Origin of the sequence: Pseudomonas antarctica, from assembly GCF_001647715.1 — a bacterium.
Classification (GTDB): domain Bacteria; phylum Pseudomonadota; class Gammaproteobacteria; order Pseudomonadales; family Pseudomonadaceae; genus Aquipseudomonas; species Aquipseudomonas antarctica_A.
This window is the reverse complement of the sequence record NZ_CP015600.1, coordinates 1812472-1835018: the sequence shown is the minus strand read 5'-3', so window position 1 is coordinate 1835018 and position 22547 is coordinate 1812472. Positions and strand designations below refer to the sequence as shown.

The 22547-nt window shown below is 59.8% G+C and carries 16 protein-coding genes and 1 pseudogene; 5 read left to right on the top strand and 12 right to left on the bottom strand.

The genetic code is table 11. The features are described 5' to 3' along the window. The first annotated feature begins 8 nt into the window (after window positions 1-8). On the top strand, window positions 9-2699 hold the full coding sequence (locus tag A7J50_RS08435; protein WP_064451389.1) for a DEAD/DEAH box helicase: 2691 nt from the start codon (window positions 9-11) through the stop codon (window positions 2697-2699). Window positions 2700-2793: 94 nt separating this feature from the next. Here A7J50_RS08435 and nagZ read toward each other — a convergent pair whose 3' ends face one another. Then, on the bottom strand, window positions 2794-3804 hold the full coding sequence (gene nagZ, locus A7J50_RS08430; protein ID WP_064451388.1) for a beta-N-acetylhexosaminidase: 1011 nt from the start codon (window positions 3802-3804) through the stop codon (window positions 2794-2796). Between the two features lie 153 nt (window positions 3805-3957). Further along, window positions 3958-4665, bottom strand: a complete 708-nt coding sequence (locus A7J50_RS08425; protein ID WP_053255043.1) for a TetR/AcrR family transcriptional regulator — start codon at window positions 4663-4665, stop codon at window positions 3958-3960. A gap of 263 nt (window positions 4666-4928) precedes the next feature. Between A7J50_RS08425 and lexA the strand changes: the two genes are divergently transcribed. Both lexA and sulA read left to right on the top strand, forming a co-directional pair. Further along, window positions 4929-5537 carry a transcriptional repressor LexA gene (gene lexA / locus A7J50_RS08420; protein WP_017137423.1) on the top strand — a complete coding sequence of 203 codons (609 nt, stop codon included), beginning with the start codon at window positions 4929-4931 and terminating at the stop codon, window positions 5535-5537. A 10-nt stretch (window positions 5538-5547) separates the two neighbouring features. After that, on the top strand, window positions 5548-6021 hold the full coding sequence (gene sulA / locus A7J50_RS08415; protein ID WP_064451387.1) for an SOS-induced cell division inhibitor SulA: 474 nt from the start codon (window positions 5548-5550) through the stop codon (window positions 6019-6021). A gap of 284 nt (window positions 6022-6305) precedes the next feature. Here sulA and A7J50_RS08410 read toward each other — a convergent pair whose 3' ends face one another. The 7 genes from A7J50_RS08410 to A7J50_RS08380 form a co-directional block, all read right to left on the bottom strand. Continuing rightward, window positions 6306-6539 (bottom strand): hypothetical protein, encoded by a 234-nt coding sequence (locus tag A7J50_RS08410; RefSeq protein ID WP_053255041.1) that lies wholly within the window; start codon window positions 6537-6539, stop codon window positions 6306-6308. 266 nt (window positions 6540-6805) lie between these two features. Continuing rightward, complete coding sequence (locus A7J50_RS08405) at window positions 6806-7327, bottom strand: DUF6586 family protein (RefSeq protein ID WP_064451386.1); 522 nt, start codon at window positions 7325-7327, stop codon at window positions 6806-6808. Window positions 7328-7453: 126 nt separating this feature from the next. Beyond that, on the bottom strand, window positions 7454-10075 hold the full coding sequence (gene topA / locus A7J50_RS08400; protein ID WP_064451385.1) for a type I DNA topoisomerase: 2622 nt from the start codon (window positions 10073-10075) through the stop codon (window positions 7454-7456). Between the two features lie 114 nt (window positions 10076-10189). Continuing rightward, window positions 10190-10426, bottom strand: a complete 237-nt coding sequence (locus A7J50_RS08395) for a DUF1653 domain-containing protein (protein ID WP_064451384.1) — start codon at window positions 10424-10426, stop codon at window positions 10190-10192. Between the two features lie 97 nt (window positions 10427-10523). Then, window positions 10524-11699 (bottom strand): acetyl-CoA C-acyltransferase FadA, encoded by a 1176-nt coding sequence (fadA, locus tag A7J50_RS08390; protein ID WP_053255037.1) that lies wholly within the window; start codon window positions 11697-11699, stop codon window positions 10524-10526. Between the two features lie 29 nt (window positions 11700-11728). Beyond that, window positions 11729-13876 (bottom strand): fatty acid oxidation complex subunit alpha FadB, encoded by a 2148-nt coding sequence (fadB, locus tag A7J50_RS08385; protein WP_064451383.1) that lies wholly within the window; start codon window positions 13874-13876, stop codon window positions 11729-11731. A 511-nt stretch (window positions 13877-14387) separates the two neighbouring features. Further along, the gene (locus tag A7J50_RS08380; RefSeq protein ID WP_064451382.1) at window positions 14388-14825 is read right to left on the bottom strand and encodes a hypothetical protein; all 438 of its coding nucleotides are present in this window, start codon (window positions 14823-14825) and stop codon (window positions 14388-14390) included. Between the two features lie 105 nt (window positions 14826-14930). Between A7J50_RS08380 and A7J50_RS08375 the strand changes: the two genes are divergently transcribed. Continuing rightward, complete coding sequence (locus tag A7J50_RS08375; protein WP_058419614.1) at window positions 14931-15383, top strand: universal stress protein; 453 nt, start codon at window positions 14931-14933, stop codon at window positions 15381-15383. 211 nt (window positions 15384-15594) lie between these two features. Here A7J50_RS08375 and A7J50_RS08370 read toward each other — a convergent pair whose 3' ends face one another. Continuing rightward, on the bottom strand, window positions 15595-17514 hold the full coding sequence (locus tag A7J50_RS08370) for an ATP-binding cassette domain-containing protein (protein ID WP_064451381.1): 1920 nt from the start codon (window positions 17512-17514) through the stop codon (window positions 15595-15597). A 213-nt stretch (window positions 17515-17727) separates the two neighbouring features. Between A7J50_RS08370 and A7J50_RS08365 the strand changes: the two genes are divergently transcribed. Further along, window positions 17728-19656, top strand: coding sequence for a transglycosylase SLT domain-containing protein (locus tag A7J50_RS08365; RefSeq protein WP_064451380.1), 1929 nt, complete (start codon window positions 17728-17730; stop codon window positions 19654-19656). Window positions 19657-19744: 88 nt separating this feature from the next. On the opposite strand, the pseudogene A7J50_RS08360 reads toward A7J50_RS08365, so the two are convergent. Together A7J50_RS08360 and A7J50_RS08355 are read right to left on the bottom strand one after the other, a co-directional pair. Next, window positions 19745-20509 (bottom strand): annotated as a pseudogene (locus A7J50_RS08360) (Fic family protein); the annotation flags it as partial. A gap of 62 nt (window positions 20510-20571) precedes the next feature. Then, on the bottom strand, window positions 20572-22347 hold the full coding sequence (locus tag A7J50_RS08355) for an ABC transporter transmembrane domain-containing protein (protein ID WP_167353683.1): 1776 nt from the start codon (window positions 22345-22347) through the stop codon (window positions 20572-20574). Window positions 22348-22547 lie beyond the last annotated feature (200 nt).

The window sequence follows — 22547 nt, the reverse complement described above, 5'->3', positions numbered from 1 at the left end:
CCAGCGCCATGCCCCTGACGTCGTCGTTGACCAAACCCCTGGCCCCTTCGTGGGCCAACCGCTTTAAAGAGCAAAGCCTTGAGCGCGGGCGGCGCTACGCCCTGGAAAACCGCGTGCGTATCGTCGAGTCCGGCGACAGCACCATCGTGGCCAGTTGCGAAGGCTCGGGCGGTAACGTTTACCGGCAGACCATCTCGCTGCGCGAATCGGCCAAAGGCACGCTGATCCTGGTGGACAGCCGCTGCACGTGCCCGGTGCACACCAACTGCAAACATATCGCGGCGGTGTTGCTCAAGGTCCAGGAAACCCTGGCCTACCCGGCGGCGGCGCAGGATGCCGAACTGCTGGAAAAGCTCCAGGCCGTGCTGGATAACCGCGTGGTGTTGCCGCAAGTGGTGATGGAAGAAGTGCGGCCCGTGCCGCGCCTGTGGCTGGCCAGTGTTGAGTTCAGCGCGTTTGAACCGCGCAATGGCAAGATGCAGCGCTATATCCAGCACCGTGCCGCGCTGTCATTCAACTACCTGGGTAACTATGTCAGCGGGCAGAAGAACGCCGATATCATCGTGCGCCAGGACACCCAGAGCCTGCGCATCAAGCGCCACCCGGAGCTGGAGCAGCCTTATCGCGAGCAATTGCGCCTGCTGGGCTTCAAGATCGCCACGCGCCAGAGCAAGGCGTTGCCGGAGAGTGCCGGCGAATTGTTTGAGATGGTCAATGACAGCGCCTGGCTGAACTTTACCCTTAACGCATCGCCAGCCCTGCGCGCCGAGGGTTGGGAACTGCAGATCGATGAGGATTTCGGCTTCGACCTGAGCGCCGTCGACGACTGGTACGCGACGGTCGACGAGGGCCCGGAGCGTGACTGGTTCGACCTGGAACTGGGCATCATCGTCAATGGTGAGCGCCTGAGCCTGTTGCCGATCCTGCTGAACCTGATGCGCTCGCACACCGAGATCCTCAACCCGGAAAAACTTGCCCGGCGCCGCGATGACGAGCTGATCCTGGTGAATATTCCCGGCCTGCCCAACGGCCACGGCCCGCTGCAGGTGGCACTGCCCTACGGCCGATTGAAACCGGTGCTGGCCACCCTCGGCGAGTTTTACCTGCAGGAAACCGGCACCACCACCTTGCGCCTGGCCAAGGCCGATGCGATTCGCCTCAACCCGCTGGAAGACCTGCCGCTGCAATGGGAAGGCGGCGAGAAGATCCGCAACTTCGCCCAGCGCCTGCGCGACATCAAGGATTTCAGCTGTGTGGCGCCCGAGGGTTTGAACGCGACCTTACGCCCCTACCAGCTGGAAGGTTTGAGCTGGATGCAGTCGCTGCGCCAACTCGAGGTGGGCGGGATTCTCGCGGATGACATGGGCCTGGGTAAAACCCTGCAAACCCTGGCGCATATTCTTACTGAGAAAGCCGCCGGGCGCCTCGACCGGCCATGCATGGTGGTGATGCCCACCAGCCTGATCCCGAACTGGCTCGACGAAGCGGCGCACTTCACGCCGCAACTCAAGGTGCAGGCGCTGTATGGCGCAACGCGCAAAAAGCACTTCGCCAACCTGCAGGACTATGACCTGCTGCTGACCACGTATGCATTGCTGCCCAAGGACATCGAACCGCTCGCCGCCCTGCCCTTGCACATACTGATTCTCGATGAAGCCCAGTACATCAAGAACCCCAACAGCAAGGCCGCCCAGGCGGCCCGCGAGCTGAATGCGCGCCAGCGCCTGTGCCTGAGTGGCACACCGCTGGAAAACCACTTGGGCGAGCTGTGGTCGCTGTTTCACTTCCTGCTGCCGGGCTGGCTGGGTGACGTAAAAAGCTTCAATCGCGATTACCGCGTGCCCATCGAAAAACGCGCCAGTGACGTGCGCTTGCAGCACCTCAACGGTCGGATAAAACCCTTCCTGCTGCGGCGCACCAAGGAACAGGTGGCAACGGAACTGCCGCCCAAGACCGAGATCATCCATTGGGTTGACCTCAATGAGGCCCAGCGCGACGTGTACGAGACCATGCGCCTGGCCATGGATAAAAAAGTGCGCGACGAAATCACCCGTAAAGGCGTCGCGCGCAGCCAGATCATCATTCTTGAAGCGCTGCTCAAGCTGCGCCAGGTGTGCTGCGACCTGCGCCTGGTCAACGACGCCACCCTGCCCGCCCGGGGCAGCAGCTCGGGCAAGCTGGACAGCCTGATGGAAATGCTCGAAGAACTGTTTTCCGAAGGGCGCCGGATTCTGCTGTTCTCCCAGTTCACCTCAATGCTCAGCCTGATCGAAGCCGAACTGAAAAAACGCGGCGTGGCCTACGCACTGCTGACCGGCCAGACCCGCGACCGGCGCACGCCAGTGAAGGATTTCCAGAGCGGCAAGCTGCAGATTTTTCTGATCAGCTTGAAGGCTGGCGGCGTGGGCTTGAACCTGACCGAAGCCGACACGGTGATCCACTACGACCCATGGTGGAACCCGGCCACGGAAAACCAGGCCACCGACCGAGCGTATCGCATCGGGCAGGAGAAGCCGGTGTTCGTCTACAAAATGATTGCCCGGGGCACGGTGGAGGAGAAAATCCAACACCTGCAGAAGGAAAAATCCGACTTGGCGGCAGGTGTGCTGGACGGACGCAAGACGGGGGATTGGCAGTTGGGCAACGAGGATATCGAGGCGTTGTTTGCGCCGTTGCCCCACAAGCAAGAGAAGCGCTGACTGACAGACCGCCTTCGCGAGCAAGCCCGCTCCCACATTTGGAATGCATTCCCCTGTGGGAGCTGGCTTGCCTGCGATGGCAGCAACGCGGTTATCAGTCGATCAACTGAGCATCCCGCAACGCAGTAAGCGCCGCCAACCAACGCGGGTCCTGCTTATAGTCCGTAGAGGCAATCGCCTGCCCACGCATACGCGCGATTCGGGCAGACGGCGTGACCTTCATGCGTTGCGCAGCCGTCAGCGCCAGTTCGGCAGCCGCGCGGTCATTGCACACCAGGCCCATATCACAGCCGGCCGTCAACGCCGCCTCGATTCGACTGGCCGCATCACCGACCACATGCGCACCCGCCATAGACAGGTCGTCGCTGAAAATAACCCCATCGAACTGCAACTCGCCACGCAAAATATCCTGCAACCAGCGACGCGAGAAACCGGCTGGCTGGGCGTCAACCTGTGGGTAGATGACGTGGGCAGGCATCACGGCCGCCAACTGTTTGCTCAGGCGCGCGAAAGGCACCAGGTCATTCGCGCGAATCTGTTCCAGGCTGCGCTCATCATTGGGAATCGCGACGTGGGAATCGGCCTCAGCCCAACCGTGGCCCGGGAAGTGTTTACCGGTAGCGGCCATGCCGGCGCTGTTCATGCCGCGAATGAAGGCGCCCGCGAGCACGGCGGCGCGCTCGGGGTCGCCTTCGAACGAACGCGTGCCGACCACGGCGCTGCGCTGGTAATCCAGGTCCAGCACCGGGGCGAAACTCAGGTCAAGGCCGACCGCCAGCACTTCAGTGGCCATGATCCAGCCGCATTGCTCGGCAAGGTATTCGGCATTCGGTTTATCCGCCAATAAACGCATGGCCGGCAGGCGCACAAAGCCCTGGCGCAGGCGCTGCACGCGGCCGCCTTCCTGGTCGACGGCCAGCAGCAGGTCCGGGCGCACGGCACGGATCGCCGCGCTCAATTCGCGCACCTGGCGTGGGTGCTCGATATTGCGTGCAAAAATGATCAGCCCGCCCACTTCAGGCTGGCGCAACAGGTGGCGATCCTCGGCCGTCAGCCAAGTACCGGCCACATCGACCATTAACGAACCTTGCAGGGCAGCAGTCATAAACCTTCCTTAAATAACGCACACAACCCGTGGCCCTCACGTGGCGCCCTTAATAACGGGTGCTCGGTGAAAACAACGGGTTGCGAGTAAATAGCTGAAATCGGCATGGCGGCTAGCTTAGCGGATGCAAGCGGCCGCGCACACCCGGGCAGGTCACGCCTTGGCGACAGCCGGTGTCGATTTGCTGCGTGGGCGCAATTGCGCGGCGGCCATGGCCTGGTCGGTCACGCCGGTTTCGGCGCGCATGCCGGCGGCAAGGAACGGCACCATCAGGCGCATCACTTGCTCGATCGACGTGTTCACGCCGAAATCGGTTTCGGCAATCGCTCGCAACGCCTTGATCCCGGACATGCTGAACGCGGCCGCGCCGAGCATGAAGTGCACGCGCCAGAACAGCTCAATCGGCGGAATACGCGGGGCAGCTTCGTTGACCAGCAACATATAGCGGCGGAAAACCTTGCCGTACATGTCTTCCAGGTAACGCCGCAGGTGACCCTGGCTCTGGCTGAAGGCCAGGCCCAACAGACGCATGAAGATCGACAGGTCGTTGCCGCTGCGTGGTTGAACCACCAGCGCCTGCTCGACCAGGATTTCCAGCAGGTCTTCCAGGCTTGGCTTGTTTTCAGGCTTGGTCTGGCGGCGCTCCAGCTCACGGTCGAGGCTGGCGCAGAATGGCCCCAGAAAGCGCGAGAACACAGCCTGGATCAGGGCTTTTTTCGAGCCGAAATGGTAGTTCACTGCGGCAAGGTTGACCCCAGCCTTGCTGGTGATCAGCCGCAATGAAGTTTCAGCAAATCCTTTTTCCGCGAACAATTGCTCGGCAGCATCGAGAATGCGTTCAACGGTTTCCGACTGGGCCATGGCTACTCCGCCTGACAAACACTTGTTTGAAACATACGTTTCAGTGTGTGTCTTGTCAAGCCTGCGAGTCCGTTTTCCGGCCGGGCAGTCATCTAATTCGCCGCTATTTAATCACATCCTTTCCGGTCTGTAGGCAGCGCTGTCTCTGCCTTGCAGGACGGGTGACGAATGACCGTCCAGCGGAGTGCCAAAAAAGGATGATTGCCAAGCGCAGTTCACTGTATATAATCCCAGTCACTGTATAAAAAGACAGAGCGATCAACATGCTAAAACTGACGCCACGCCAAGCTGAGATTCTGGCTTTTATCAAGCGCTGCCTCGATGACAACGGCTACCCGCCGACACGAGCGGAAATTGCGCTGGAACTGGGGTTCAAATCCCCCAACGCTGCCGAAGAACACCTCAAGGCCCTCGCTCGCAAAGGCGCGATCGAGATGACCCCAGGGGCTTCACGCGGCATTCGCATCCCTGGCTTCGAAGCCAAGGCCGACGAGTCGACGCTGCCGATCATCGGTCGCGTCGCCGCCGGTGCGCCGATCCTGGCGCAACAGCACGTCGAGGAATCCTGCAACATCAACCCGACCTTCTTCCATCCGCGTGCCGACTACCTGTTGCGCGTACACGGGATGAGCATGAAGGACGTGGGGATTTTCGACGGCGACCTGCTGGCCGTCCACACCACCCGCGAAGCCCGTAATGGCCAGATCGTCGTCGCGCGTATCGGCGATGAAGTCACCGTCAAACGCTTCAAGCGCGAAGGCAGCAAGGTCTGGCTGATGGCCGAGAACCCTGAGTTCGCCCCGATTGAAGTGAACCTGAAAGATCAGGACCTGGTGATCGAAGGCTTGAGCGTTGGCGTCATTCGCCGCTAAAGGAGGCACCATGCAGCTCGTGCACACCCCACAACACACACAACTGTCGCTGTTCGAGGCCTTTATGGCCCAACCCCTTGCGCCCATCCTCAAGGAAACGGTCGAAGCCCCTTGGGGCTCCGAACCTGAGGCGTTCAGTGAGCTGTCGTTGCGCGGTGCTGCCGGGAGCTGCCTGAGCCTGCTGGCGCCGATCCTTCGCGAATTGAGCGAGGAGCAGGACGCGCGCTGGCTAACGCTGATCGCCCCGCCAGCCAGCCTGACCCAGGCATGGCTGCGGGATGCCGGCCTCAACCGTGAGCGCATCCTGCTGCTGCAACCGCGCGGCACGCAAAGCGCCCAGCAATTAACTTGCGAGGCCTTGCGCCTAGGCCGCAGCCACACCGTGGTGAGCTGGCTGAACCCGCTGAACGCTACCGCCAAGCAGCAGTTGATCAGCGCCGCGCGTACGGGCGATGCACAGAGCTTGAATATTCGATTGGGGTAATCAGGCTAGCTGCATGCCTATGTGGCAGAGGTACGCCTGTGGCAATGGGGTTTACCATGGAGTGTAGGCTTGCTGTTGAGGATGGGCTTTCTGTGGCGAGCGGGCTTGCCCCGCATTGGGCTGCGAAACAGCCCCAAAACCAAGCACCGTGGAATACCTGATACACCGCATTAAATCTATTTAGAGTCGCTTTGCAGCCCATCGCGGGGCAAGCCCGCTCGCCACAAAAGGCCAACTGCAGCAGCAAGCCCCTTCACTGGAACGAGCCAACGCGCCACAAAAACTCAGTGAAGAACCCGCGGGCCGTCATCCTTCTCCGGTTCGCCTTCTGCCAGGCGACCTGCCATCTGCACGCCCACGCTCAACATGGCTTTCGCTACTTCCACGTGCTGGCCTTGCAGGAACGCTTTTGCGTCCTCGGAAAAATCCAAGATAACCAGAGAACCCTCGTCCTCAGCCCGGCGCAGCTCGATTCGGCCGTCAGGCAATTCAACAATTTCCAGAAAGGACGTTGGCATAAAAGTCTGTTCTCCACGAAAGGCCGGGATTATATCAGTCATCCACCCCGCCTCGCTGCGGATCTGAACAGGTTTCTTTACGGCTTGATGAATGGTGCTTATTGAAGGTTGCGAGCCCTGTGCCGGATGTACTGCCTGCTCGGTTCAACTGTGGGAGCGGGCTTGCTCGCGAATGCGGTGGGTCAGTAATGAACCTGTTGACTGATACTCCGCTTTCGCGAACAAGCCCGCTCCCACAGTTTTGAGTGCAGCTTAGCGAAAACGCCTCAGCACTCGTTCAACCCTTCACGAAACCGCAACGCCATCTTTTTCAGCGCCTGACGCCAGCTCTCCAGCTCTTCCCGGCCCAATGGCTTGGGCTCATCCTCTTCCAGAGCCACTGCCACGATCAGCGGCTGTGTCACATCGCCCTTGGGCACATGGGGAACACGTGGCGGCTGAAACATATCGGCATGTGCCTTGAGCAGACGGGCTACCCAACTGTCGGGGCTCTGGGCCATTTCTACCAACTCGGCCAGTTCAGGGATGGCCATGCTCGCCAGTACGTCGTGGTTCATGATCATTTCTGCACGCGGCGAACCAGCCTGGGGCAGACGGTAGAACCCGGCAATCTCATGACACAACCCCAACAGCGCGCCGTACAGGTGGAACAACGCCGCTTCACGCCCGGCCTGGACCAGCGCGATGGCATTCATCTCCTTCCCTTCCTCGGCGCGGCCAAGGGCTTCCAGGGACAAACCCGCGAAGTAAATTTTCTGATTGGTACGGGTATAGAGTTCGTTGGCCATAACGGCAATCTCCACAACGAATAAGCGTGATGCTGGCTGAACAGTGTCACGGATCAGCCGAACGCACTGCAAGCGCAAAAAAAGGCCGCCTATGCAGGCGGCCTTTTTATTTCGCAGATGAGCCGATCAAGCGCCCTGGCGCTTGTCCTCGACCTTCCACTTGCCGCCGTCGTAGAACGCTTTCCAGCCGGTAGGCTTGCCGTCCACTTCGGTCTGCACGTACTGCTCCTTGGTTTTACGGCTGTAACGGATCACCGCCGGGCGACCGTCGGGGTCCTTCTTCGGCGCTTCACACAGGAAGTGGTACTTAGGATCGATTTCGTCCTTGTGCGGCACGATCTCCAGCACCAGCGGCGCGCGGGTCTCGCGGTTTTTCGGGAACTGGCTTGCGGCCAGGAACAGTCCCGATGCGCCGTCACGCAGGATGTAGGTGTCGTTGACCTTCTCGCACTTGAGTTCGGGCATCTTCACCGGGTCCATCTTTGGCGGCGCCGCGTCACCGCTTTTCAGCAGTTTGCGGGTGTTCTTGCAGGTCGGGTTGGTGCAACCAAAGAACTTGCCGAAACGGCCGGTCTTGAGCTGCATCTCGCTGCCGCACTTGTCGCATTCCAGGCTCGGGCCTTCGTAGCCCTTGATGCGGTAGCTGCCCTCTTCGATCTCGTAGCCGTCGCAATCCGGGTTGTTACCGCAGATGTGCAACTTGTGCTTCTCGTCGAGCAGGTAGGCGTCCATTGCCGTGCTGCAGATCGGGCAACGGTGCTTGCCGCGCAGTACCAGCGACTCGGATTCACCCTCGTCGTCTGCCGCGATTTCGTCACCCGGCACCAGATTGACGGTGGCCTTGCAGCGCTCTTTCGGCGGCAGGCTGTAGCCCGAGCAACCGAGGAACACACCGGTGGACGCCGTACGAATTTGCATCGGGCGCCCGCAGGTCAGGCACGGGATGTCAGTCATTACCGGCTGGTTGGCACGCATGCCGCTCTCAGGGCTTTCGGCCACTTCGAGTTTCTTTTTGAAGTCGCCGTAGAACTCGTCGAGCACGTTTTTCCAGTCGCGCTCGCCCTGGGCCACGTCATCGAGGTTCTCTTCCATGCCGGCGGTGAAGCCGTAGTCCATCAGGTTGGAGAAACTCTCGGACAGGCGCTCAGTGACGATGTCGCCCATCTTTTCCGAATAGAAACGACGGTTGTGCAGGGCCACGTAGCCACGGTCCTGAATGGTCGAGATGATCGCCGCATAGGTCGAAGGACGACCGATACCGCGCTTTTCCATCTCTTTCACCAGGCTGGCTTCGGAGTAACGCGCCGGCGGCTTGGTGAAGTGCTGGGACGGGTCGAGCTTGATCAGCTTGAGCGTATCGCCCTGGGCCATGTCCGGCAGCACATCGTCGTCGCCTGGCTTGGCAATTTGCGGCATGACGCGGGTGTAGCCGTCGAACTTGAGGATACGGCCCTTGGCACGTAGCTCGAAGTCGGAAGCCGCCACACTGACGGTGGTGGACAGGTATTGCGCCGGCAGCATCTGGCACGCCAGGAATTGGCGCCAGATCAGCTCGTAGAGGCGCTCAGCGTCGCGCTCCATGCCACTCAGCTTGCTTGGCTCGGTGTTGGCGTCAGAAGGACGAATCGCTTCGTGAGCCTCCTGGGCGCCTTCTTTGCTGCTGTAGACGTTCGGCTTCTCCGGCAGGTATTTCTTGCCGAACTCGCTTTCAATATAAGTACGCGCCATCGCCACCGCGTCTTGCGACAGGTTGGTGGAGTCGGTACGCATATAAGTGATGTAGCCGGCTTCGTACAGACGCTGGGCCATCATCATGGTTTTCTTCACACCGAAACCCAGGCGGTTGCTCGCGGCCTGTTGCAGGGTGGAGGTGATGAACGGCGCCGACGGCTTGCTGCTGGTCGGTTTGTCTTCACGCTTGACGATGCTGTAGCTGGAAGATTTGAGCTTCTCCAGCGCGGCCATGGCCTGGGCTTCATTCAGCGGCTTGAACGCCTCGCCTTTCTCGCGGGCTACTTCAAAGCGCACGTTGGCGCCCTTGGCAGTGCCGAGGTCAGCGTGCACGTCCCAGTATTCTTCGGGGTTGAACGCACGAATCTCGCGCTCACGCTCTACCACCAGCTTGACCGCTACCGATTGCACACGGCCGGCGGACAGGCCACGGGCGATCTTGGCCCACAGCAATGGCGAGACCATGTAGCCCACGACGCGGTCGAGGAAGCGACGGGCCTGCTGAGCGTTTACACGGTCGATGTCCAGCTCGCCCGGCTTGGAGAAGGCTTCCTGGATGGCTTTCTTGGTGATTTCGTTGAACACGACACGCTTGTAGCGGCTGTCGTCACCGCCGATGGCTTCCCGCAGGTGCCAGGCAATGGCTTCCCCTTCGCGGTCCAAGTCCGTCGCGAGATAGATGGTGTCAGCATCTTTGGCGAGCCGGCGCAGCTCTTCGATGACCTTTTCCTTGCCGGGAAGGATTTCGTACTTGGCCTTCCAGCCATGTTCCGGGTCCACACCCATGCGGGAGACCAGCTGCTTGCGCGCTTTCTCTTTAGGGGTGAGCACCGGACCTTCGCCCGCAGCCGCCTTGCCGCGCTTGGCGGCCGGCTCCTTGCTGGCGCTAGCCGAACCGCTGGTGGGCAGGTCTCGGATATGGCCGATACTCGACTTCACCACGTACTCGTTACCCAAGTACTTGTTGATGGTCTTGGCCTTAGCCGGGGATTCCACAATGACCAGCGATTTGCCCATGGATCGGAAAATTCCTGAATTCGAGAAGTGAAAGGCAGTTGGCGCCTGTCGCGGCAACGCTATATATAGTGGCAACAAGGTGAGGTCAAGCGCAGCATTCTGCGGGACCTGCCGTTATTGCCTTGAAAAAAGACTGGGTTCGGCCTGGACCAAAGCAAAGCGCGGGACCTGCTCGCCGTCAACTTCGACGGTCTCCAGGAACATGCTCAAAGGGCGCACCCAAAAGCCGTAATCGCCATACAGTGCTTGGTAAAACACGACTTCTTCTTCGGTCTCGGAGTGCCGCGCCACATTAAAAACGCGGTACTGCGGCCCCTTATAATGTTGGTAGAGCCCGGGTTCGACTTTCATGCTCTGGCCCTCTTACAAAATTTGTTGAAAAAAAATATTAAAAATTCCAAAAAACAAAAACCGGGGCACTGGGCCCCGGCTTCCGTCAACTCAACGCTTAGAGGCGTTCGAAGACGGTGGAAATGCCTTGGCCGAGACCAATGCACATGGTTGCAACCCCAAGGTTGCCGCCATTTTGCTTCATCACGTTAAGCAAAGTGCCGGAGATACGAGCACCGGAGCAACCGAATGGGTGGCCCAGGGCAATCGCACCGCCGTGCAGGTTAACCTTCTCGTTCATCTTGTCGAGCACTTTCAAATCTTTCAGCACTGGCAGGGCCTGTGCGGCGAAAGCTTCGTTGAGCTCGAAGAAGTCGATATCGGAGATGGTCAGGCCCGCGCGCTTCAAGGCTTTTTGTGTGGCCGGTACTGGACCATAGCCCATGATTGCCGGGTCCACACCCGCAACGGCCATCGAACGAATCACGGCCATCGGCTGAATACCCAAGTCCTGGGCACGCTGCGCCGACATCACGATCATGCATGAGGCACCGTCGGTGATTTGCGACGAACTACCGGCAGTCACGGTGCCGCCCTTTGGATTGAAGGCAGGCTTGAGGGCCGCCAGGCTTTCCAGGGTGGTATCCGGACGAATGGTTTCGTCGTAGTCGAACAGTTTCAGGAAGCCGTTCTCGTCGTAGCCGTTCATCGGGATGATTTCATCCTTGAACTTGCCTTCCACCGTCGCCTTCTGGGCGAGTTGGTGGGAACGCAGGGCGAACGCGTCCTGGGCTTCGCGGGTAATGCCGTGCATTTTGCCGAGCATTTCTGCGGTGAGGCCCATCATGCCCGACGCTTTTGCCGCGTACAGCGACATGTGCGGGTTAGGGTCGACGCCGTGCATCATGCTGACGTGGCCCATGTGCTCCACGCCGCCGACGACGAACACATCACCGTTACCAGTCATGATCGCTTGCGCAGCGGTGTGCAGCGCGCTCATCGACGAGCCGCACAGGCGGCTCACAGTCTGACCGGCCGCCGTGTGCGGGATCTGCGTCATCAAGGAGGCCATGCGCGCGATGTTCCAGCCCTGCTCCAGGGTCTGGTTGACGCAGCCCCAGATCACGTCTTCGACTTCGTTCGGGTCGACCTTGACGTTGCGTTCCAGCAACTTGCTGATCAGGTGCGCCGACATGTCTTCGGCACGGGTGTTGCGGTGCATGCCGCCCTTGGAGCGGCCCATTGGCGTGCGACCGAAGTCGACAATCACCACGTCTCTTGGATTCAAGCTCATAAATATTCTCGCTCTAGTCGTCTGGGCGCTTAACCGAAGAAGCTCTGGCCATTTTTGGCCATCTCACGCAGCTTCGCGGTCGGATGGTACAGCGGGCCCAAATCAGCGTATTTGTCAGCCAGGGCAACGAACTCGGCCACACCGATCGAGTCGATGTAACGCAGCGCACCACCACGGAATGGAGGGAAGCCAATACCGTACACCAGGCCCATATCGGCTTCGGCGGCGGTTTCAACGATGCCGTCTTCCAGGCAACGCACGGTTTCCAGGCACAGGGCGATCATCATCCAGTTGATGATGTCCTCGTCGGACACCTCACGCTGTTCGTAGATAACCGGCGCGAGCACTTCGTGAACCGATGGGTCGGCCACTTTCTTCTGCTTGCCCTTCTTGTCGGCCTCGTAAGCGTAGAAGCCTTTGCCGTTCTTCTGGCCCAGGCGCTTGGCTTCGTAGAGCGCGTCGATCGCCGAACGGCGGTCGTCTTTCATGCGGTCCGGGAAGCCTTCAGCCATTACGTCGCGACCGTGGTGGCCGGTGTCGATGCCGACCACGTCCATCAGGTACGCCGGGCCCATTGGCCAGCCGAATTTTTCCATGACCTTGTCGATGCGCACGAAGTCCACACCAGCACTGACCAGCTTGGCGAAACCGCCGAAGTACGGGAACAGCACGCGGTTGACCAGGAAGCCCGGGCAGTCGTTGACCACGATCGGGTTCTTGCCCATTTTCTTGGCATAGGCAACGGTGGTGGCAACCGCCAGTTCGCTGGACTTCTCGCCACGGATCACTTCCACCAGCGGCATCATGTGCACCGGGTTGAAGAAGTGCATGCCGACGAAGTTTTCCGGACGCTTGAGGGCCTTGGCCAGCAAGCTGATGGAAATCGTCGAGGTGTTCGAGGCCAGGATGGTGTCGTCTTTAACCTGGGCTTCCACTTCGGCCAGTACAGCCTGCTTGACCTTAGGGTTCTCGACTACCGCTTCGACCACCAGGTCGACGTGACCGAAATCGCCGTAGGAGAGCGTAGGACGAATGCCGTTAAGCACTTCAGCCATTTTCGCAGCCGTCATACGACCTTTATCAACGCGGCCCACCAGCAGCTTGGCGGCTTCCGCCAGGCCTTGCTCGATACCGTGCTCGTTGATGTCTTTCATCAGGATCGGCGTGCCTTTGGACGCCGACTGATAGGCGATACCGCCGCCCATGATACCGGCGCCGAGTACGGCAGCCTGTTTCACGTCTTTGGCGATTTCGTCGTAGGCCTTGGCCTTTTTCTTCAGCTCCTGATCGTTCAGGAACAGGCCGATCAGGCTCTGGGCCGCCGAGGTTTTCGCCAGTTTGACGAAGCCTGCCGCTTCCACTTCCAGGGCTTTGTCGCGACCGAAATTCGCAGCCTTCTGGATGGTCTTGATCGCTTCAACCGGCGCCGGGTAGTTCGGGCCGGCCTGGCCAGCCACGAAACCTTTGGCGGTTTCGAACGCCATCATTTGTTCGATTGCGTTGAGCTTGAGTTTTTCCAGTTTCGGCTGACGCTTGGCCTTGTAGTCAAATTCGCCGCTGATGGCGCCTTTGATCAGGTTCAGTGCGGCTTCGGCCAGTTTGTCCGGAGCAACCACAGCATCGACGGCACCGACTTTCAGCGCGTCTTCAGCACGGTTTTCCTTGCCGGAGGCAATCCACTCGATGGCGTTGTCGGCACCGATGATGCGCGGCAGCCGGACGGTGCCGCCAAAACCTGGGTAGATGCCCAGTTTGACTTCAGGCAAGCCGATTTTGGCGGTGGCCGACATGACGCGGAAGTCTGCGGCCAGGCACATTTCCAGGCCGCCGCCCAACGCGATGCCATTGATCGCGGCAACGGTCGGCACGTTGAGGTCTTCAAAATCGCTGAAAATCTTGTTGGCTTCGAGGTTGCCAGCCACCAGCTCGGCATCGGGCAGCTTGAAGTTGTCGACGAATTCGGTGATGTCAGCGCCGACGATAAACACGTCCTTGCCGCTGGAGACGATCACGCCCTTGACCGAAGCATCTGCTTTGATGGTGTCTACGGCCTGACGCAGTTCGTTCAGGGTTAGACGGTTGAACTTGTTGACGGACTCACCCTTGAGGTCGAATTTCAATTCGACGATGCCACTTTCAAGAGCCTTAACCGTGATGGCTTTACCTTCGTAAATCATCAACTGATCTCCACGATATGGAAGCTGAACAGTACACATTGGACGCTGGCCTATGGTTGGACATTGATGATGACGTCAATGCTCACGCCAATCCGCCAGGCACACCCGCCAATGCGATAGTCGGGGTTATGTATGAGCCGTCTGACAGACAAACGCTCAATTCATACGCCCGTTTGATTTGGGTACGCCACCTTCATCCAATTCCGAGCAATTGTCAATCGCTCGAAAGGCTAGGAAAAACGCGACTTTCCAGTCATTTCAGAACCCCACCCCCAAGCCCACGCCTAGCCGATACTCAACTATTCACGAGATCAATAATGGAAAAGATGTGGGAAAAGACTGTACAGAACGGGATATGCCGCTAGGCTTGCGACAACCGTAACGCGCCTGGATGAACATCCGACGCATGACACACAGATTTACCGGCCTGCCTGGCCAACTCCAGCCCGATGATGATGTCGGGCTTTTTATTGCCCGCCTTTCTGACAGGGCGCGCTTGCTCCGGGCGGCGTTACGCCAAGGCTTTAAGCAACGTATCAATGTCCTTCAACACACTCGCCTCGCCCTTCTCGCCCCAATACAAGGCGATCATTTGCTTGTCGGCTTCGACCTTGTAGACGTTGGCCGGCAACGTCGCAAAATGCGGCAACAACTTTTCATCGACGCACACTTCGCGCCATTGATTGACCCAAACCCCTGGCTCCATCTGCCAATAACTCCATATCGCCGGCGCACTGCCGCGCCGTGGCCGGCAGTACTGCGCGCAAGGGCTCGGCGGCTCCTGCTTGAGCCAATACGGCCACTCCTGAGGTGCCAACTGCATGGCCAGACCCATGCGGCGCGCCTCCATCCGCAGGGCCATGCGCCCGCTCTGATGACGCGACGGGCGCAGCCATGCCAGAGGGCTCAGAACCACCAGAAGGATTGACACCACTATCCAGACCGTCATATGTGTACTCCCGAATTTCTAGATGAGCGGGTTTGAGCTGACGCAACCCCATCCGCTTGAAACCAGCCATACTGAACTTATTGCAGTCTCCTGGAGGAACGCGCCATGCCCAACGAACATTCCTACAAACATATCCTGGTCGCTGTCGATCTGACCGAAGAGTGCGACCCGGTTATCAAGCGCGCGCAGGCTTCAGCAATCGCCAACGGTGCCAAGCTGTCACTCGTGCATATCGTCGAGCCCATGGCCATGGCCTTTGGTGGCGACGTGCCCATGGACCTTTCCCAGTTGCAGCAACAGCAGTTTGACCAGGCCAAAGAGCGCCTGGATCGCTTGATCCTGAAGTACCCGGAAGTGACCAAGGAAAACTCCCATCTCACCTACGGCCAGCCGCGCCAGGAAATCCACCACTTGGCCAAAGAGCAGAACTGCGACCTGATTGTGGTCGGCAGCCATGGCCGCCACGGCCTGGCGTTGCTGCTGGGCTCTACCGCCAATGATGTGCTGCACGGCGCGCCGTGTGATGTGCTGGCGGTGAAGCTGGTAAAAAGTTCTTAAGCCTGACGCAAATCCGATGTGAAAGCTGGCTTGTGTGGGAGCTGGCTTGCCTGCGATAGCATCACCGCGGTTTGACTGACACACCAAGGCGCCTGCATCGCGGGCAAGCCCGACTCCCACACAAGCCCTCCCACATGTTGAATCGCATTCCATATGAAAAACCCGGTGTTCATCCAAGTGAACACCGGGTTTTTTAATGCGCTTGAATCACTCAGGCATCCAGCTCAGCCCAACGCTCAACCAGCACTTCCAGTTCCTGGTTCAACGTCTCCAGGGAAGCAATGACCTTGGCAGTTTCCGCCGCCGGACGCAGGTAGAAACCTGCGTCGGCCATTTCTGCTTCTACCGCAGCAATCTGCTGCTCCTTGGCGTCAATGTCACCCGGCAAGGCTTCCAGTTCGCGCTGCAGCTTGTAGCTGAGCTTCTTCTTGGCCGCCGGCGCAGCTTCCTGGGCCGGTGCATCTGCGGCCACCGGGGCTACAACGGCGGAGGTCAGGTCGGCTTTGCCGGACTTGCTCTCGGTTACGCCCAGCAGGCGCGGCGAACCGCCCTGACGCAGCCAGTCCTGATAACCACCAACGTATTCGCGCACCTTGCCTTCACCTTCGAAGACCAGGGTGCTGGTGACCACGTTGTCGAGGAATGCCCGGTCGTGGCTGACCATCAGCACGGTGCCGTTGAAGGTCAGCAGAACCTCTTCCAGCAGCTCGAGGGTTTCCACGTCGAGGTCGTTGGTCGGTTCGTCGAGCACCAGCAGGTTGGCAGGCTTGCTGAACAGCTTGGCCAGCAGCAGGCGCGCACGCTCACCACCGGACAAGGCTTTCACCGGCGTACGTGCACGCTGCGGGCTGAACAGGAAGTCGCCCAGGTAGCTCAGCACGTGGCGGCTCTGGCCGTCGATGTCGATAAAGTCGCGGCCTTCGGCGACGTTGTCGATCACGGTTTTTTCCAGGTCCAACTGATGGCGCAACTGGTCGAAGTAGGCCACGTCGATCTTGGTGCCTTCCTCGACCGTGCCGCTGGTCGGCTGCAGGCCGTTGAGCATCAGCTTGAGCAAAGTGGTCTTGCCGGTACCGTTGGCGCCCAGCAGGCCGATACGGTCGCCGCGCTGCAGGACCATGGAGAAGTCCTTGATCAGGAACGGGCCATCCGGGTGATGGAAGCTGACGTTCTCCAGCACCATAACCTGCTTGCCCGACTTGTCGGCGGTGTCGAGCTGAATATTCGCCTTGCCAGTGCGTTCGCGACGCTCGCTACGCTCATTGCGCAGAGCCTTGAGGGCACGTACGCGACCTTCGTTACGGGTGCGACGGGCCTTGATGCCCTGGCGGATCCAGACTTCTTCCTGAGCCAGCTTTTTGTCGAAGAGTGCGTTGGCGGTTTCTTCAGCGGACAGCGCAGCTTCTTTGTGCACCAGGAAACTGGCGTAGTCGCCGTTCCAGTCGATCAGGCCGCCACGGTCCAGTTCAAGGATGCGCGTTGCCAGGCTCTGCAGGAAGGCACGGTCGTGCGTGATAAACAGCACGGCGCCCTGGAAGTCCTTGATGGCTTCTTCCAGCCAGGCGATTGCGCCGATGTCCAGGTGGTTGGTGGGTTCGTCGAGCAGCAGCAGGTCCGGCTCGGACACCAATGCCTGGGCCAGCAGCACGCGACGACGCCAGCCACCGGACAATTCGGCGAGGGTCTTGTCGGCCGGCAGTTGCAGGCGGCTCAAGGTGCTGTCGACGAGTTGCTGCAAGCGCCAGCCATCACGGGCTTCGAGGTCTTGCTGGACGTGCATCAGCTTGTCCAGGTCCTCTTCGGTGACGCAGTTCTGCGCCAGGTGATGGTATTGCGCGAGCAACTCACCGACGCCGTCGAGGCCTTCGGCAACCACGTCGAACACTGTCCGTCCGTCGGCCACCGGCAATTCTTGCGGCAATTCGCCGATCTTGAGGCCCGGGGCGCGCCAAACAGAGCCGTCATCGGGCTTCTGGTCGCCTTTTACCAGCTTCATCATGCTGGACTTGCCGGTGCCGTTGCGGCCGATGATGCACACCCGCTCACCACGGGCGATCTGCCAGGACACCTTGTCCAACAACGGCATAGCGCCGAAAGCAAGGGACACATCGCTGAATTTGAGCAGGGTCATACGCTTCTCCAAAAACTGGGCGCGCATTCTACCTGACTTGAGGGTGGGATGCGGCCGGCATTTTCGCTATCGACACGTTCTGAAGGACATTTACAACCAACTTGAACCAACCGGCCGGCAAAGCTTTCGCCGGCCGCTGGCAAAAGGCTAAGCTAGGGGCAATCAGTGTCGGCGGTGCCGGTGCTAGTCGTGATTTCTTTGCACGGACGTCTCATGCGCAGTCGCCTTTTCAACTTTTTATCTTGTCTGCTTCTTTCCGCCACCGCCGTTCAATCCGCCCAGGCCGTGGACCTCACCACCCAACGTCAATATTACGATGAAGCCAAACGCGCCCTCGCCAAAGGCGACAGCGGCCCCTACATGCAATACAGCCAGGCCCTGGCCGACTACCCGCTCACGCCGTACCTGGCCTATGACGAACTGACCGCCCGCCTGAAAACCGCGAGCAACGAGGAAATCGAACAGTTCCTCGCCAAAAACGGCGACCTGCCCCAGGCCAACTGGATGAAGCTGCGCTGGTTGCGCTGGCTGGCCGACCGTGGCGACTGGCAGACGTTTGAAAAGTACTACGACGCCAAGCTTAATTTCGTCGAACTGGACTGCCTGCATGGCCAGTACCAACTCACCCACAATCTGAAAGCCGAAGGCTACAAGACCACCGAAAAACTCTGGCTGACCGGCAAATCCCAACCCGCCGCCTGTGATGCCACCTTCGGCCAGTGGGCCGCCGATGGCCAACTCACCGAACAGAAAATCTGGGACCGCGCCAAGCTTGCCGCCGAAGCCCGCAACTACGCGCTGGCCAATAGCCTGGTGAAAACCCTGCCGACCCTCGGTGCCCAAGGCCGCCTGATGGTGGACGTAGCGCAAAAGCCCGACATGCTCGGTGACCCGTCACGCTTCCTGCCGGCCAACGAAGCCATGTCTGACGCCGTAGGCCTGGGCCTGCGCCGCCTGGCACGCCAGGACCCGGACAAGGCGATGGCCCTGCTCGACGGTTACGCCAGCAGCATGCACTTCTCCCGTGACGAAAAAGTGTCGATCGCCCGCGAAATCGGCCTGACCCTGGCCCGCCGCTACGATCCGCGCGCCCTGGACGTGATGACCAAATACGACCCAGAGCTGCGCGACAACACCGTTTCCGAATGGCGCCTGCGTCTGCTGTTGCGCCTGGCCCGCTGGGAAGATGCCTACCAGCTCACCCGCAAACTCCCACAAGACCTCGCCACCACCAATCGCTGGCGTTACTGGCAAGCGCGCAGTCTTGAACTGGCCGAGCCGAAAAACCCGCAACCGTTGGTGCTGTACAAAAACCTCGCGCAGGAACGTGATTTCTACGGTTTCCTCGCCGCTGACCGTTCCAAAGCGCCGTATCAACTGAAAAACAAACCGTTGGTGATGAGCCAGGCACTGGTCAATAAGGTCCGCAACACCCCGGGTGTGCGCCGTGCGCTGGAGTTCTATGCACGTGGCCAAATCGTTGACGGCCGCCGCGAGTGGTACCACGTCAGCCGCCACTTCAACCGCGATGAAATGGTCGCCCAGGCCAAGTTGGCCTATGACATGAAGTGGTACTTCCCGGCGATCCGGACCATCAGCCAGGCGCAGTATTGGGACGACCTGGATATCCGCTTCCCAATGGCCCACCGCGACACCCTGGTGCGCGAAGCCAAGGTACGTGGCCTGCATTCCAGCTGGGTATTTGCCATTACTCGCCAGGAAAGCGCCTTCATGGATGACGCCCGCTCCGGCGTCGGCGCCAGCGGCCTGATGCAACTGATGCCCGGCACCGCCAAGGAAACCGCACGCAAGTTCAGCATCCCGCTCGCCTCCCCGGCCCAGGTGCTGGACCCGGACAAAAACATCCAGCTCGGCGCCGCCTACCTGAGCCAGGTGCACAGCCAGTTCAACGGTAACCGCGTACTCGCTTCCGCTGCCTACAACGCTGGCCCCGGTCGCGTGCGCCAATGGCTGCGCGGTGCCGATCACCTGAGTTTCGACGTGTGGGTGGAAAGCATCCCGTTCGACGAAACCCGCCAGTATGTGCAGAACGTGCTGTCTTATTCGGTGATCTACGGGCAGAAGCTCAACTCGCCACAGCCGTTGGTGGATTGGCATGAGCGCTACTTTGATGATCAGTAAAAAGAGCAGCTTCAAGCTGTAAGTTTGAAGCTTCAAGAGAAATGCCCGCATTGAGAGATGCGGGCATTTTTTATGGGGCGCTCGGACGCTCGCTTTGCACAGCCTCAGCCAAGGCCAGACTCAAGGCTTGCAACATGAACTCGACGAAGGGAGTCGCTTCCGCCTTCTGGTCGGCAGCCGACAGCGCCGCGTAATAGGCGTCCTGCTGTTCGCGTATAACCGCTTCCACCGGCAGATAGGCCAACACAGGGCGCCATTGACTAAGTATTAAGGTTTGCCAAAGGCGCCCCATCCGCCCGTTGCCGTCTGCGAAGGGGTGGATAAATTCGAATTCGTAATGGAATACACAACTGGCGATCAGCGGGTGCCAATCTGAAACCGACAGCCATTGCAGTAAGTCATCCACCAGATGCGTTACGCGACTTGCGGGAGGAGCCATATGGACCAACTGCTCACCACGATAAATGCCGACACCCGCCTGGCGAAACCGTCCTGCATCATCGATCAAACCAAACATCAGCAGATCGTGTGCTTTTAACAAGTCCGCCCGATCACTAGGCACCCAGTGCGGCATCGCCTCGTAGGCAGCAAATGCATTACGCACTTCCTGGATCTCCCGAGGCAACCCCAACACTCGCTTACCCTCTAGAACAGCGGTCACCTGTTCAACGCTGAGGGTATTGTTCTCGATAGCCAGCGAAGCCTGGATTGTGCGGATTCGATTGCCACGTCTTAGCTGAGGCGTCTGACGACTATCATCACCGACTGAAAGTTGACCGATCTGCTCACTGATGTCGGCTACCAGAGCCAGCATCTTTGTAGTCAGTGTCAACGGAGGTTGATAACGGCTCATGTCCTCATCCAGTTCAATAACGAAAGGTCACATGATGCCTTAGGAACAGACACACCGCAGCTTCATTCCGCCTCCACCCCATCACTGAACTGCAATGCCGCCAACCGCGCATACAGCGGATTGCTCGCAATCAACTGCTGATGCGTGCCGACCGCTACCAACTTGCCCTGGTCCATCACCGCGATCCGATCCGCGTTCTTCACCGTGGCCAATCGGTGCGCGATGACCAGGGTGGTGCGGCCGTGCATTAATTGGGGCAGCGCCTGCTGGATCAGGTGTTCGCTCTGGGCATCGAGGGCGCTGGTGGCTTCGTCGAGCAGCAGGATCGGCGCGTCCACCAGCAACGCGCGGGCGATGGCCAGACGTTGGCGTTGGCCGCCGGAGAGGCCCATGCCGCCGTCGCCAAGGTGGGTCTGGTAGCCATCGGGCATTTGCAGGATGAAGTCATGGGCGTGGGCGATGCGCGCGGCAGCCTCGACCTGGGCGGTCGTGGCAGACGGATTGCCGTAGCGGATGTTTTCTTCGACGCTGCCGAAAAACAGCGCCGGGCTTTGGGACACCAGCGCGAAGTGCCGGCGCAGGTCCATGGGGTCGAGTTCCGTCAGCGCGTGGCCTTCGAGCAGGATGCGGCCTTGCTGGGGGTCGTAGAAACGCAGCAGCAGGTCGAATATCGTCGACTTACCGGCGCCGGACGGGCCTACGAGGGCCAGGGTTTCGCCGGGGTTGATGGTCAGGCTCAAGCCGTCGATGGCGTAGCTGTCCGGCCGCGAAGGGTAGGAAAAGCGCAGGTCTTGCAGCTCCATACGGCCGCTGACCCGTGCCGGCAACCGCACGGTGCCATCCGTGGGCGCGTGGATTTCGTTGGTCGATTGCAACAATTCACCAATCCGTTCGGCGGCCCCCGCCGCGCGCTGCAACTCGCCGAGCACTTCACTCAAGGTGCCGACGGCGCTGCCGACGATCAAGCTGTAAAACACGAACGCCGCCAGCTCACCGCCGGAAATGCGCCCGCCGATCACGTCCATCCCGCCCACCCACAGCATCACGCCCACGGCACCCAGCACCAGCATGATCACCAGGGTAATCAGCCAGGCACGCTGCGCGATGCGCTTGCGCGCGGTGGCAAACGCCTCTTCCACGGTGACGGCGAACCGTTGTTCGTCCTGCACCTGGTGGTTGTAGGCCTGCACGGTCTTGATTTGGCCGAGGGTCTCGGACACGTAGCTGCCGACATCGGCGATACGGTCCTGGCTCAAGCGCGACAGGCTACGCACGCGCCGACCGAAGATCAGGATCGGCGCCAGCACCAGCGGCAGCGCGATGACCACGATGCTGGTGAGCTTGGGGTTGGTGACAAACAGCAGGACGATGCCGCCGATGACCATCAAGGCGTTGCGCAGGAACAGCGACAGCGACGAGCCGATCACCGATTGCAACAAGGTGGTGTCAGTGGTCAGCCGCGACTGGATTTCCGAGCTGCGGTTGTTCTCGTAAAAGCCTGGGTGCAGGTAGATCAGGTGGTTGAAAACTTGCCGGCGGATGTCCGCCACCACTCGCTCGCCGATCCATGACACCAAATAAAACCGTGCAAACGTACCCACGGCCAGGCCCAGCACCAGGATCATGAACAGGCCGATGGACTGGTTGAGCAGGTGCGGTGACTGGGTCATGAACCCCTGATCCACCAGCAGGCGAATGCCCTGCCCCATGGACAAAGTGATGCCCGCAGTGACGATGAGTGCCAACAACGCACCCAGCGCCTGCCAGCGGTACGGCGCAATAAAGCGGCTGGCCAGTCGAATAGCACGGCGTTGACGGACGGAGAACATGGAAGGCATCACCTGCGTGAGGGAGTTAGGTTGCTACATCCCAACATTGGGGGAACTTGGGGGAATAACAATGAGTCAGGTTAATTATGCCCGCCGAGACAGATCCCTAGAGGCTTTCGGTCTAATGCCTGGCTGGAAATTTGTATCGGTTTCTGGTGGACTGGGTGTTCGAACCGGTGGCTTTGTAAGGAGTTGTAATAGCTCGGTCA

Excerpts from the sequence above, each read along its gene's own strand:
- A7J50_RS08425 (WP_053255043.1), bottom strand. The coding sequence starts at position 4,665 with ATGGCCCAGTCGGAAACCGTTGAACGCATTCTCGATGCTGCCGAGCAA.
- fadA (WP_053255037.1), bottom strand. The coding sequence starts at position 11,699 with ATGAGCTTGAATCCAAGAGACGTGGTGATTGTCGACTTCGGTCGCACG.
- lexA (WP_017137423.1), top strand. The coding sequence starts at position 4,929 with ATGCTAAAACTGACGCCACGCCAAGCTGAGATTCTGGCTTTTATCAAG.
- A7J50_RS08435 (WP_064451389.1), top strand. The coding sequence starts at position 9 with ATGCCCCTGACGTCGTCGTTGACCAAACCCCTGGCCCCTTCGTGGGCC.
- A7J50_RS08380 (WP_064451382.1), bottom strand. The coding sequence starts at position 14,825 with ATGACGGTCTGGATAGTGGTGTCAATCCTTCTGGTGGTTCTGAGCCCT.
- A7J50_RS08375 (WP_058419614.1), top strand. The coding sequence starts at position 14,931 with ATGCCCAACGAACATTCCTACAAACATATCCTGGTCGCTGTCGATCTG.
- A7J50_RS08370 (WP_064451381.1), bottom strand. The coding sequence starts at position 17,514 with ATGACCCTGCTCAAATTCAGCGATGTGTCCCTTGCTTTCGGCGCTATG.
- sulA (WP_064451387.1), top strand. The coding sequence starts at position 5,548 with ATGCAGCTCGTGCACACCCCACAACACACACAACTGTCGCTGTTCGAG.
- A7J50_RS08365 (WP_064451380.1), top strand. The coding sequence starts at position 17,728 with ATGCGCAGTCGCCTTTTCAACTTTTTATCTTGTCTGCTTCTTTCCGCC.
- nagZ (WP_064451388.1), bottom strand. The coding sequence starts at position 3,804 with ATGACTGCTGCCCTGCAAGGTTCGTTAATGGTCGATGTGGCCGGTACT.
- A7J50_RS08355 (WP_167353683.1), bottom strand. The coding sequence starts at position 22,347 with ATGCCTTCCATGTTCTCCGTCCGTCAACGCCGTGCTATTCGACTGGCC.
- A7J50_RS08405 (WP_064451386.1), bottom strand. The coding sequence starts at position 7,327 with ATGGCCAACGAACTCTATACCCGTACCAATCAGAAAATTTACTTCGCG.
- A7J50_RS08410 (WP_053255041.1), bottom strand. The coding sequence starts at position 6,539 with ATGCCAACGTCCTTTCTGGAAATTGTTGAATTGCCTGACGGCCGAATC.
- fadB (WP_064451383.1), bottom strand. The coding sequence starts at position 13,876 with ATGATTTACGAAGGTAAAGCCATCACGGTTAAGGCTCTTGAAAGTGGC.
- topA (WP_064451385.1), bottom strand. The coding sequence starts at position 10,075 with ATGGGCAAATCGCTGGTCATTGTGGAATCCCCGGCTAAGGCCAAGACC.
- A7J50_RS08395 (WP_064451384.1), bottom strand. The coding sequence starts at position 10,426 with ATGAAAGTCGAACCCGGGCTCTACCAACATTATAAGGGGCCGCAGTAC.